9 protein-coding genes are annotated in these 14,004 nt (G+C 34.4%); 1 reads left to right on the top strand and 8 read right to left on the bottom strand.

Going from position 1 to position 14,004, the window contains the following annotated elements:
- Positions 1-32 precede the first annotated feature (32 nt).
- Positions 33-2,624, top strand: coding sequence for a glycosyltransferase family 39 protein (locus tag R8G33_01405; protein ID MDW3094306.1), 2,592 nt, complete (start codon positions 33-35; stop codon positions 2,622-2,624).
- Between the two features lie 247 nt (positions 2,625-2,871).
- Here the strand turns inward: R8G33_01405 and R8G33_01400 are convergent, their stop codons facing one another.
- From R8G33_01400 to R8G33_01365, 8 genes are all read right to left on the bottom strand, one after another.
- Positions 2,872-5,250 carry a tetratricopeptide repeat protein gene (locus R8G33_01400; GenBank protein ID MDW3094305.1) on the bottom strand — a complete coding sequence of 793 codons (2,379 nt, stop codon included), beginning with the start codon at positions 5,248-5,250 and terminating at the stop codon, positions 2,872-2,874.
- 43 nt (positions 5,251-5,293) lie between these two features.
- Positions 5,294-6,913, bottom strand: coding sequence for an MraY family glycosyltransferase (locus R8G33_01395; GenBank protein ID MDW3094304.1), 1,620 nt, complete (start codon positions 6,911-6,913; stop codon positions 5,294-5,296).
- Positions 6,914-6,931: 18 nt separating this feature from the next.
- Positions 6,932-8,524: a VPLPA-CTERM-specific exosortase XrtD gene (xrtD, locus tag R8G33_01390; GenBank protein ID MDW3094303.1), complete on the bottom strand. Its 1,593-nt coding sequence runs from the start codon at positions 8,522-8,524 to the stop codon at positions 6,932-6,934.
- 21 nt (positions 8,525-8,545) lie between these two features.
- Entirely contained in the window at positions 8,546-9,367 is an 822-nt protein-coding gene (locus R8G33_01385; GenBank protein ID MDW3094302.1) for an AAA family ATPase, read from the bottom strand.
- Between the two features lie 29 nt (positions 9,368-9,396).
- The gene (locus R8G33_01380; GenBank protein ID MDW3094301.1) at positions 9,397-10,206 is read right to left on the bottom strand and encodes a CpsD/CapB family tyrosine-protein kinase; all 810 of its coding nucleotides are present in this window, start codon (positions 10,204-10,206) and stop codon (positions 9,397-9,399) included.
- A gap of 27 nt (positions 10,207-10,233) precedes the next feature.
- Entirely contained in the window at positions 10,234-12,003 is a 1,770-nt protein-coding gene (locus R8G33_01375; GenBank protein ID MDW3094300.1) for a lipopolysaccharide biosynthesis protein, read from the bottom strand.
- A gap of 6 nt (positions 12,004-12,009) precedes the next feature.
- Positions 12,010-13,146, bottom strand: coding sequence for a hypothetical protein (locus tag R8G33_01370; GenBank protein ID MDW3094299.1), 1,137 nt, complete (start codon positions 13,144-13,146; stop codon positions 12,010-12,012).
- A gap of 68 nt (positions 13,147-13,214) precedes the next feature.
- Entirely contained in the window at positions 13,215-13,766 is a 552-nt protein-coding gene (locus tag R8G33_01365) for a polysaccharide biosynthesis/export family protein (GenBank protein MDW3094298.1), read from the bottom strand.
- Between the last annotated feature and the right edge of the window lie 238 nt (positions 13,767-14,004).

Raw genomic sequence — 14,004 nt, 5'->3', positions numbered from 1 at the left:
TACCCAACAACCTACCCTTCACTGAGTAATCAATGAGCAGCGCTACAATCATCATTCCTACGCTGAATGAACAAGATAACATTGATCCTCTTTTAGAAGGTCTAAGCAAAATCATTGTAGAAAATTGTGATCTCAAAGTTTTATTCGTAGATGATCAATCTAAAGACAACACTATTGAAAAAATCAATGCTTGGAGTAAACGTTTTAACTGGATATCTGTATTACAACGTACTAGTAGCCCAGACTTGACACAGGCCATTCTAGATGGCGTAGCTGCCAGCAAATCTGATTATATATTAGTTATGGATGCTGATCTAAGCCACCCCATTGAGCGCGTACCGCATTTACTCAAACCTATCATTGATGATACTCATGATGTTGTTGTTGGCAGCCGTTACACTAAAGATGGCGGAATTGCGGATTGGCCTATTCATAGACGGTTCTTATCTTGGTTCGGAGGATTACCAGCAAGAGTATTGACTGACGTCAAAGATACTACTTCTGGATTTTTCGCCTGCAAGAAAGAATGCTTTGCTAATATAGATAAAGACGCGAGAGGATACAAAGTACTGTTGGAATTACTTGCTTCTGGCCTAGATAAGTTTCGAGTAACAGAAACACCCATTGTATTCACAGACCGAATTCTTGGAGAATCAAAACTTTCTGCCAAACAGCTCATACAATACTTCCAACGCTTACTTGAATTAAGTGGAGGGAGAGTAAGCGGTACCACTACTGGTAGATTCATAGTGATAGGTATACTTGGTGTAGCCATAGACGCCCTGTTTTTTAAAATGTTTTTGAGTAGAGACTGGAGTATTAGCAGTGCGCACATAAGCAGTTTTTTTATAGCTGCCACATTTAACTATACTTTTAATTCAATATGGTCCTTCAAGTACATTCATGACTCATTTAATAGCTGGCTTAAAAAAGCAATTAAGTATATTTACTTTGGCTTAATTGCATTAACAATACGTGGAGGAGTACTGGCAATTCTGATTAACTTGTTAAATGTTGATCCAAGTTTAGCAATATACCCAGCCATTATTGCAGCCGCCTTAGTTAATTATTTTGGAGCTTCCTTTATTGTATTTCCGGCCGATAAGAATAAGAACTTTAAATATAATTCTATAAATTGGCGCGTATTAGCAATAGCTACAACTGCCTTCGTGCTTATCTTGCGTTTTTTGTATTTAGGATCGACCGAACTTATACCCGACGAAGCTTATTACTGGAATTATAAAGAACATTTAAGTATAGGATATTTAGACCATCCACCTTTGATTGCATGGTTAATTTGGATAGGAACGAGTGTATTTGGCGACAATGAGCTTGGAGTAAGGCTATTTTCATTCTGCTGCGGTGTTGCAAGTCTCTATTTCATGTTTCGTCTCAGCTTACTTTTATTTGATAAAACATCGGCATATATTTCATTACTTTTAACTTCTATAATACCACTCACTGTTGTCACAGGATTTCTTGCCACAACAGATGCTTTGCAAATCACACTATGGACAGCAAGCCTGTATTTTATTGCAAAAATAGTATTTGAGAAATCATCTCACTCTTGGATTAGTCTGGGAATATGTATAGGGCTAGGCATGCTTTCAAAATACTCTATGGCATTAATAGCTGTGAGTATAATCATTTTTATCTGCGTAAATGAAGAATCACGACAATGGTGGAAAAAACCAATTGTTTATCTTTCTGGAATAATAGCTATTATTTTATTCTCACCAACATTATATTGGAATGCAGCTAATGAATGGGCCTCGTTCATTTTTCAAACAACTAGACGGTTAGATCGATCTTCAGAATTTTCAACACATTATTTATTACTACACCTGATAATACTTTTATCACCATTTATTTTACTATTTTTAATAAACACATATAAAAACTTAGCAACGTTAATCTCTAATAAAGAAAATTCATTATCTGATATCAAAACTTATAAACAATTTTTTGTAATATTCACTCTAATTCCATTAGCTGTTTATGTATATTTCAGTCTTACTCACTACCCTCGTTTTCATTGGACAGCACCAATTTGGTTAGTTGCCATACCCTTGATGTCTCATGCTCTAAGTCCGACCTCAATCTTTATTAATAAAAAATTATTTACCAAACTAACTTTATATTCAGCAGGAATACTATGTCTAACATATGGAGGCCTGCTCCACTACGCAGCATTGGGATTACCAATAAAATCTAACACGCATATAAGCAACCATTACTTTTGGAAGCAAGCAGCACATAAAATTGACTCAATAGAAAGACAACTCACTCAGGAAACTGGGCAAAGACCATTAATAATAGGACTAAGCAAATGGTCTATTGCAAGTTCATTACGCTTCTATGATATTGATAATCAGGTAAACAATATTGTTTCAAGAAACGCAGTAGGTAAATCAGCCACTATGTATGAGCAATGGACTAATCCTATTCAGTGGCAGGGACATCCAGTAATATTTGTGGCATTTAATCAGCAAGATTTGAATGACCCAGATATAGCAAAATATGCTAGCAAATTAAGGCCGGCACAAAATTTAAATATTTTCTTAAATAACAACAAGTTAAGAGAGGTTAACTTCAGAATTGCTGAGAAATATCTAGCCGAATAAAATCCTCTAATAAACAAATCCCTATAGCAGCCGATACAGTGCTGAGGGTATTATGCAGAAAAAAATTCGCAAACAAACCAATGACATATTCAACAAAATTCAAAGGTTACATAATCGGCAAAATCCAACTACTGACACTACCAAGTTAACTGATAGACGTACAGAGCCACGATATCTTGTAGCCAGAAAATAATGATAATTACATAAATAACATATCAACTCTGAATCCAAGTAATATAGATCAAGATTATAATTGATTTAATTTTGCAACAGCCTTATCTTTACCATCGAAGTTTTGTTCCGACTCCGCTGCAATACCTAAATGCTCTTTTGCTTTTTCCACATCGCCACCATCAGCACTATATGCCATCCCAAGATGATAGTGTAATTCGGCAGCATTCGAGGCCATAGCAACAGCTTTCTCAAGAATCTCAATTGCCTTAGCAAAATTACCAGCTTTGTAATACACCCAGCCAACTGTATCTAGTGAGGCTGCTTCTTCTAAGTCTACTAAATCTTTAATATAGACCAGTGCTTTATTAATATCGTTTTGATTAGCCTGATCATCGACCAATATCATCGCTAAATTATTCTTAGCCAACAAAGATGTTGGAATATCATTAATAATTTTCTCGTATGTACTAATTGAAGTTGATCTTAGCCCCTCTCGATATTGAGCTAAAGCTAATTCAATTCCTAAACGCTCAACCCCTACTTCCTTATCAAATGCATCTTGCAATACCTGAATTGCTTTGTCCTTATCTCCTTTAGCAGTATAAGTTATTGAAAGACCGCGATACGGAATCCACCATTTATCATTGACTTCAATAGCTGACTTAAAGCTATCAATGGCCATTTCATAGTCTTTAATTGCAATACCAACCTCACCTAACAAATTATAAGGAACCAAATAGTCAGGATCATCATTAATAATATTATTTAACAATGTAATTGCCTTATCTTGATTACCATTTGATAGATACAGTCTAACCAATCCAGAAAGAGGTTCATTCGCACGCGGTTGTTTTTCAAGGGCAGTCAAAAATTCTTTTTCTGCTGCAGTAGAATCATTTTCATTTTGCAAAAGAATACCCGATAAATAGTAACCAAGCGGATTATCCTCTAAAGTATATTTCATAGATTCAGCAGTTTGTTTGGCGCCTTCGTAATCTTTATTTGCTATTTGTAGATCAAATAAAGTTTTTATAGTATCTATATCATCATTATTAGACTCTAAAAGATCATTGACTGTAGTAATAGCAGATTCAAACTCATTATCCTTACCCTGTAGTCGTGCATATAAAAGGCCTAACTCTTTATCATTACTATCTATATCTATAGCTTTCTGTAGCAATTCTTTAGCCAGTTCTTCTTGATCATTAAGAATATATGCAGTAGCTAGCTGCCTTATTGCAAATGTATTATTTGGCTGATCACGTAATATAGTTCTAAAATCTGAGATAGCTTGAGGGGCATCACGATTAGAAATAGCCATTGTTCCACGTAATACTAGTGCTCTTATATTATTTGGCTGCTCAGACAATACTTGTTGAACTAAATTTTTTGCTTCAGCTGGTTTATTTTCTCTTAAGAGTAAAAATGCTAATTCATTTTTAGCCTCGATATGCTCTACAACAGATATATCTTCTGATAATTGTGTTAATAATAATTTTGCTTTATCTATCTCATCATTATTCAAATAACGCTTGCCTAGTGTTAACTTAAGCCTCCCGTTATCTTTAAATTCTTCAATAAATTCTTCTAACTTATCTGTAGCTTCAAGAGGAGACTTAAATGTATTTAAAAAAGAGATGTAAGCAAGCTGACTATCGCTATCATCGGGATCAATACTTGAAAGCAATAAATTCTCTGCCTCTACGATATTGTCATAGCGAGCATAAATTGCAGCCAATCTGTACACATAATTCTTATTTTTCGGATACTGTGCTATTAGACTTTTATATATTAGAGTAACGTTATCAAGATCATCTAGATGGCCATAAAGCGCTATCAAAATTATCTGAAGTTCTTTTTTCTTTCTTTTATCAATTTCATTTTTAGAAATAATACTACTTATGTATTTAGCGGCATCTGCTGCTTTACCTTCTTTGACATATAAAGATGAAAGCAAAGTAATAGCAGACAAGTTATCGCCTTCTAAACTAATAGCCTGTTGCGAATCAGTTCGCGCTGCAGTAAGTGTACTATTCTTTAAGTGAAATATTCCTCGCAGCGCAATTGCAGTAGCATTTTTTGGATCAGTAACAAGTACTTCTTCAATCAACTGATAGGATTTATCTCCATCACCAGATATTAAATATACTTTAGACAATTCCAACTTAGCATTTACTGAATTTGGGTCAGATTCTATCGCACTCAGCAATGATTGATATGCTTTTCTCCACTCCTTCTCTTCTATCAAGCATCGAGCATATCCAACAAGGCCATCGACATCTTTTGGATCTATTTGCAATACATTTTTATAATCCAATGATGCTTTTTTACAATCATCATGAGAGTAATGCTCATTACCGCTTTGCAGATATTTCGCTTTTCTTGAATCAGCACCACCACAACCACTTATAAGTAAAATAACAAAAACTAAAATAACAAAAAACTTATTCACTACAAACCCCTTCAGCTAATCTGAGAATATTATCAAGACTTTACTATAAATAATTTAATGTAATCGGTATGAAAGCGCTCACAATTAAAGTAGAACGAATTACCCACCAGTTTTTAACAATATTAAATAAAACATACTCTACACAATAAAATAATATAATTAGTTTCATTATCAAAAAACTTAAGCCATGATCTGAAATTGGCGAATCAGGTAAATTTGGTATCACAATTGCTGTAGCAACTAAAAGAAAATCTAAAGGTGACCCTATAAACTTCTTTCTACCCTCTCCTGCGAAAAGTACAACAATGACAAACACACACAAAAGCAGCATAACCATCTGGAAACCTTCAAATACATTACTGCTATCTGAGTTAGCACCAAAATATATAGATAGAACTATCATAATATGAATAGCTATTCTCTCTATCCAATTACTTGGCTTTCTTCTAAAAAGTATCAGACCAATTACACCAACAATAAATATTGCAGAAAGCAGAATTAATACGTCTATATCAAATTTCTGCATGCTTAATGAAGAAGTTAAAGCATATAAAATTAATAGTGCAGCCAATAATGTAAATAATTTTTCTGTATGTGAATTTACAATTGATTTTAACCACATACTAATTCGTTCAAGTAAAGAACTATCAAATGTTTTCGTATTGCTTTTCTTTCTAGTTATATAACTCAATAATATTGCAAAAAATGAGATAATCATAAAAGCAATAATAATATTTAATTCTGTATCGTAACGCATGAAATAAGCTGTTAGCACAAAGATACTTTGAATTAGATATATAATTAAAACACTTTGATAATGCTCAAAACCATGATCCAATAATCTGTGATGCAAATGATTCCTGTCTGCATTAAAAGGAGATTGACTGTTATATATTCTAATAACCATGACCATTAAGGTATCTAACACAGGTAATCCAACTAACAATAAGGGCAGTAGTTTTGCATATGCATAATCTGCCCTGTATGTTAGAGCCACACTTAGCAAGCCTAAAATGAATCCCAAAAACAAGCTGCCTGTATCACCCATGAATATCTTAGCTGGATAAGTGTTAAAACGTAGGAAACCAAATACAGCACCTATAATAGCTAGTACAATAAGAATGATAGAGGTATTAGTGGATTCATAGGCTAACAAACCGATAATGCTGAAAGAAAGCAACGCTTCCCCTCCTGCCAATCCATCAAGTCCATCTGATAAATTAATAGCATTAGTAACACCCAAGATAAACAAAAAATAAGCAACTAAAACGATTAAACCAGACAATAACTCATTAACGACAAAGTGTGATGATTGCACATCAATAAATCCAAAGACAAAAACCAATAATATAGATACGATTTGGAATAAAAATTTTATTTTGTAAGTTAAATTTTTCGCATCATCAAACACTCCTAGAATAAATAACACAACAATTCCAGCTAATAGGCCAATTACTGGATCATCTAGTTGCATCCAGCCAATAATTGGAATAATTGTTGCGATAACAATTGCTACTCCTCCGACTCTAGGGATGGGTTTTGTATGAACCTTTCTCGGGGATGGTATATCAACAATATTAAGCTTTTGATAAATGAACGTTAATGGCGGAATCAATACTATCGCAGTAAACATTGCCACTAGAAATATTGTATAAAACAGCATGAATATCTCTTTTAACTGTTAATCAGGAACAAATTCAGACAATATTGGCAACGTGTCTTGCAAAAATGACTGCACTACTTGATCACCTTCTTGCACGTCCTGACCTTGTCTGATTGGATACATAATTCTAATTAGTGCACCATCAGTTCTATTACTTGTGACTCCATCCCAAAATAAATACCATTTAACTAAGTATTCATTCGTAATATGACGATCACGTTGCTTAAACCAATAATACATTAAGTATTTATTATCACCCTGCTGTACTAACATACGACTGATAGAGATCTCTGAATCACTGTCATCTGTATTTTCATAATTAAATGCAATTTGATTTCTATCTGTAATCTTCCAACCTGCACCCGGTAAACATGATCGCGGCGAATGTGCTGATTCGCCCTTTCTCTGTGAATCATAATAGGCAATGTATAGTTCTAGCGCTCCTTGATCACTGAAGTAATTTGCTAATAAATAATCTTCAAATTTCAATGCATCAATAAACTTAGCTTCCATAGTTTTTCTCACACTTTGCCAATTTGAAATCTGTGCAGGGAAATCTATAAATTCCTGCCTATCTGGAATATTATCTTGACGTTCTGGCAACGAAAATTTTGCTGCAACAACTATAAACAAAACTAATATAGATGCATAAAATGGTTTTGGTATATGCCTCTCATTAATAGAATAATTAGATAGATCTAATTTCCCAGGAACATCAATACTCAATACTTCTCTCAAAGACCTACCAGTCGTAATTTTAGATAATAGCCAAATCTCTGTTAGCAAAATTGCAAAACAAACCATAAAGATCACCCAACCTTCAAAGTCATGCAAAAAACCTTCAGCCATTGCAATACCCCAGTATTCTACTAGAACACCTATGATTCCTATTCGAATACTGTTCATTAATATAGTAATAGGTAAAGTAGAAATGACCACCACACATTTTTTCCAAAAACTATCATTATAAAAATATGCAGTTATTACTCCCAGAGTTACCAGAGGAAACAAGTACCTTAGACCATTACATGCTTCCACGACTTGTAATTTATAATTTCCGAGATCGATTACATTACCTTCAAGAAAGACACTAATTCCAAATAATCGAATTACTTCGACACCTATACTAGATGAAATGAGCTGTAAATATGCAGATAAATTGTTATATATGAAACTTGGCAACGGTATTGTGAAAAATAATAAAAATATCGGTACCAAAAAGTAGTGAAATCTTTTAATACCAGAAAAGGAAAGCACTACCCCGAATAAAACAACTAGCAAGGAATATTTAATTATGACATAGAGAGTGCTGACTTCTCCTAAAAACCAGAAAAATATACCCAGCAATAATATTGCTACACCTAACCATGAGCCATTGAACTTATCTTTTATTATTTCTGAATTTTTTTGCCATATGATAAACAAAGAGATAAATGGTATTAAATATGCGTGACTATATTCTGGTGAGTCCCATTTCTGAACAGCATGTAATATACCTTCCTTAAAAAGCAAATAAAGAAATATAAATGAAACAACAATCAAGCATATGTAAGTGAATGAAAATTTCCACGCAACTGATTGGTCATTACTTTGGTTATTTACTTCCGACATATATTTACTTCTCTAACTTATCTATAAAATTCCAACTGCACCACTATTTTTTTTATCAATTGCAACTCTCATGACGGTTCTCCAATCAACTGCTTCAAGCCCATCTGCATATGCATATACTAGCGATAAATCACAAAATGTATTTGCAACTCTCGGCACACCTTTACTAAAATTAAATATCATACGTATAGCACTATTGGTAAATAACATTTGCCTTGCTCCTGCCACTTTTAGACGATGTTTTATATACTCTGTGAGCTGCTCCAATGTTAATGGCGTTAAATGAAAATCTGATGATATTCGCTGCGCAAATTGCTTCAATTCAGGCATTCTAAGTGTTTCACGTATTTCAGGCTGGCCAGAAAGAACAATCTGGAATAATTGATCTTTTTCAGAGTTTATATTAGAAATTACCCGAAGTTCTTCGAGCATACGTGAACTAAGGTTCTGGGCTTCATCAACGATCAAAATCGTATTTTGACCCATGCCATACTGCTCTAATAAGAAATTTTCAAAGGTATGGTATTTCTCAATATTTGATTTATTTTTGTATTCCAGATCAAATGCTAATAACACTAGATCAATAAGTTCCCCAAAAGATTCATGGGTATTGCTAATTAGTCCGACCGTATAACTATCATCCAAATTTCGCAGCAGATACCTGATTAAAGTGGTCTTACCGCAACCCACCTCACCACTAATAAGAGTAAATCCAGATTCATTTTGTATACCGTACTCAAGCATGGTCATGGCTAATCGATGACTTTTTGTGAAATATAAAAACCCAGGGTCGGGAGACAGAGCGAAAGGCTTTTCGCTTAACCCAAAGTGCTCGTTATACATGCGTATTTTCCGCTACTTGTTAATGCTGACTAATAATAGCCCAGCGTAGCAGGTTCTAAAGAATCATTTATGACCACGCCAGCTATATTTACCCCAGCAAGCATTTCTTGAGTACGCTGCAAATCTAATTTATTAGTTTTACCTTCTCTAACAACAAGCAATACTGCATCAACATGAGGTAAAAATGATATTGCATCATCACTAACAAGTACGGGAGGGAGATCGACAATGATCACACCATTTTTGTATACATCACTTGCTTCTTCAATAAGGTCTGCACCTCTATAAGTAGAAAGGTATTCGGAAGAGTCATGTAATGGCTTAATAGATGGCGCAATAGCTAAACCATCCATATCAGGTGAAACTAGAATATCTGACAATGGCACATTTTTTTCAAAAAACTCATCCAAACCGAATTCTGGCTCATAACCAAAATATGAATGTATAGATGGCGTTAACAAATCTAAATCCAATAAAACTGCATTTGCTTTTCTACTGTTTCCTACACTAATAGATAAGTTTATAGCCACAGTTGATTTGCCGTCATCCTTTGTTGGACTAACAACAGCTATGCTATGCCAATCTTTTTCATTCATTAGATGCATTAAACGGGTACGCAGTACTTTATATGGCTGAATCATTTCTTCTCTACTAGCTTTATTAAGCACTCTATTCTTTTCTAGAGTCAATGCATTGGGTGAAAATGTTTTTATTTCATAAACATTATTATTTTTAGTTAAAGATATAGAACTATCATTTACATCAGCACTCACAGTTTCAAGCGAGTGCTGATCTCTTGTGGCTCGTGTTTTCTCTAATGCTTTTGTAATTTTATCCACGACTATTATATTTGTTTGTTTATTAAATTAGATCTTTCTAAGTACTTTATAAAAGAGCACATCCAAAGGCAGATAGAAGATATGTAGCAATAAAAGCACACAAGCCACACCCATTAATATCAAGCCCCAAAAATATAATTTTGTTTTTTCAGATTTTGATACTTCTTCAATTGTATACATAGTAGGAAGTACTGCTATCGGCATATATCCAGTTAATTGAAGTACAGTTGAACGATCATAAATAGCATCATCCAAACTTTCTTTTATCAACACGACGCCTAACGCTGCAATTCCACTTAACAACATACCTAAAATTAAGATAGCTGGCCTATTTGGACTAACTGGTTGTTCGGGCAGCAAAGGTGGTTCAATAATCGTAAACCGCTCACTCTGATTACCTAGCTCAAGTGACTCTCCAATCTTAGCTTCAGATAGCTTAGCTTTAACATCTGCATATTTTATACGTGCATTATCGTAATCACGCACTAACGCACGGTATTTTCGCTCAACTTCTGGAGACTCTATTAATCTCTTTTCCAACATTTGTATTTTAGCTTGTAGAGAAGAACGGGTAATTTTCAGACTGTTAATCTCAGAATTTGATGCTTCTAACTGTGCTTGCAATTGTGAATATGCTGGATTTGATATATCGCTGGATTGTAGTTTCGGTCTCGCATTAGAATCAGTTGTAGCAAGTGTAGATTCAAGAGATTCTATGGAACGCCTTAACGACTTTACGTCAGGATGATTACTTGAATATTTTAGTTCAGCTTGTTGCAAGCGTTGTTTTAACAGTTGTAACTCAGCATTAATTTCTTTTAAGCCACTACCATTTTGCTCACTGTCTTTCTCCAACGATGCAATTTCTCTTTTAGTACGCAGAATATCTGGATGATTGTCTGAATATATTCCGGATAGTTGTGCAAGCTGTATTCTAAGAATTTTCAACCGATCGCCTGATCCAAGTAAACGTTCACCCTGTTCACTATACAAAGCTTGATTAGGATTCATTTGGGCTAGCTCAGATTGCAAGTAAATCTGGCGTTCTTTCAAAGTACGTAACTGTTGGTCAATCTGCTTAATTTCTTGATCAGTTCTATCCATCAAATTAAGATTCATAGATACCAACTCTGGTAATTTCTCAACGTTACCAGTTTTAAACTCCGCTAGATTTTCCTCTAGTTTACTAATTTCACCTTCGAGCTTACTAGACTCATCCTCTAGAAACTTAGTTGCATCTTGAGCTTTTTGTGTACGCTCTTTTATATTTTCATTGAGAAATAAACCAGTAATCTCATTTGCAACCTTATGCGCTAATGCAGGTGACTCATGCTCATATGAGACTTGAAAAGCGATAGTTGCCTGAACTGGACGTCCGCTTCTAGGATCAATGACATCTGCACTAATAAAATCTAATGAAATAGCATCTCGAATTTCTTCTAATACTACTTCTCTAGGCTCTTCCTCTAACAAATCTTGATACAAACTAAATTTATCTATGATTTTAAATAGATTCGTAGATGTCATTACACGCTGCTTAATCACTTGAAGTCTTTGATCAGCAAATGTGGTGATAGTTGAGCGTACAAAATCTTGCGGAATCTCTTGTTGTTCTATCAAGATAGTTCCTGCAGATTGATATTTGGCAGGCAAGAAAAAAGCTAGTAGCGCAGAAATTACTATTAAAACACCAGCAGTTATCATCACTGATGTCTTTCTTCTTTTGATTGCGCGAATCCAATCAGCAAGACTTTTTTCCGGCTCTAGCGCATCATCATACTCATTACTATTGTTCATATCTTGTTAAATTCTATTTTCTTGACCTTGAAATCGAATACCTATGATTACTGCATCAGATTCTGCACTTGTACTATTAATATCGTTATCTGTTTTTGTATCTCTATGACGAACTTGACTAGTAACATACCATTTAGGAGTCAGACGATAATCGGCGCCAAGTGATAATTGCCAATACTCTCGCTCTTCTTCTTGATTATTATTAATTGATTCGTCTTCAAACCACTTCAAACCTACCCGGCTACTAATACGGCTACTAAACTGTCTATTGTAAGTAAAGTTAACCTCAGTACGCTCGTTTACATCGCCATCTGCACTTGGTTCCAAGGAATTACTAAAATCAACATTAAATCTTGAAACTTCATCATTCCTAGTAGCACCGAAATCATATGAAACCCCTGTGTCATCATTTCTAACAATTGAGCCAGAAATTTGATTCTTAAAATTTGATTTCCGATATCCCAATTGCGCATAACCTTGCCACAATTCAGTAAAAGAGGTGTTATATCGAATATTGCTACCTATTGTATTAACCTCATTATCGCTAGAGTTATCTGCTTCATAATCAGAACTAAATATATTTAATGTCACATAATTAAGCGCATCAAAATTATGTTGAACACCTGCATTTAATCCTTCAACAGAATATTCTGTAAGTGATACAGGTATTGAATTTGGAAAATCTACTTCAGTGTAACTACCGCCCACAAAAATCTGAGTATCTTCTCTCACTATATAGCTATATTGTGAAGATAAAGACTTATCTACACGTCTATTCGCATCCTCAAGGAAGCCCGTATCTGTCAACTCTGTAAATTGCGATGATTGCCTAAGAAATTCCCCATCGACACTAAGTTGAGATCTTTCCCCATCCCATCGACCACCCGCATATAACAGCTGATCATCAGTATCTGCGGCTCGATCATCATCTCCATCGTAGCGCACCGAACGCAGCGCACCTCGAACATATACTTCACTTATTTCAGTGACATTTGATAATTTGATATCAACTTTTGCATTAGCACCTACTACACCTTTTTCATTTTCTGAACGCAAACGTTTATTGTCATCTGCTTCTAAATTTGTGCTCATAGAGGTCTGATAAAACCATCCATCTGCGCGCGCAGGAATTACAATTGTCATAGCTATAACTATCGGTGATAGAAACGTTATATGCTTTAAATTCATGAATAATAAATACTAAATAAGTGTTATGGAACAAGGACAGTATCGCCACTTTGTAAAATAATATTTTGTTGAAGGTCTCTACCTTTTTCTATATCAGCATAACGAAACTTGATTGACTTAAGCTGGCCAGCTTCCCTACGCAAAACTTTAATATCATTCAACGCTGCAAATGCAGTCGCACCACCCGCCATACCTAGTGCTTGCAATACATCAACATTTTTACTAAAAGGAAATACTCCCGGTCGATTTACTTTACCTACTACATAAATCAAATTGCCATTCAGTTCTTGTAATGCAACACTCACCTGCACATCAGGAATCAATTTACTCAGTTTTCGTGTAATAATTTGCCTAATACCTTCAATTGTATTTCCACTAGCCTGGATATCACCAACTAAAGGAAAAGATATTCCACCATCAGGCCGCACTAATAATAATTGTTGTAGATCTTCTTCCTTCCAAACAGATACTGACAGCACATCACCCGGTTGAAGATAATAATTTACTGTTTCTGCAAATACACAATTGACATTAATAACCAGAAATAAAGTAAGGATATATAGGGTTTTTTTCATGAATATACTCATTATTATTATTATGCCCTTATATTGTACTCAAAAGATGTTACTAAAATGTAACAACTTTGATTTTAAATTCTAGAATTTAGAATGATCAACAAAGACATACTTAGAATTGGCAATATCTTTAAACCAATATTAGGTATTGTAGCGATATATTATTTGGTTAAATAATAACCAATATTGAAATTTACAAAATATAGAGGATATTAATAAAAATATTCGTTTTTTTTAA

The sequence above is a fragment of the Gammaproteobacteria bacterium genome, from assembly GCA_033344735.1.
Classification (GTDB): domain Bacteria; phylum Pseudomonadota; class Gammaproteobacteria; order UBA4575; family UBA4575; genus UBA1858.
The sequence above is the reverse complement of the archived record's forward strand: the minus strand, read 5'-3'. Positions and strand labels throughout refer to the sequence as shown.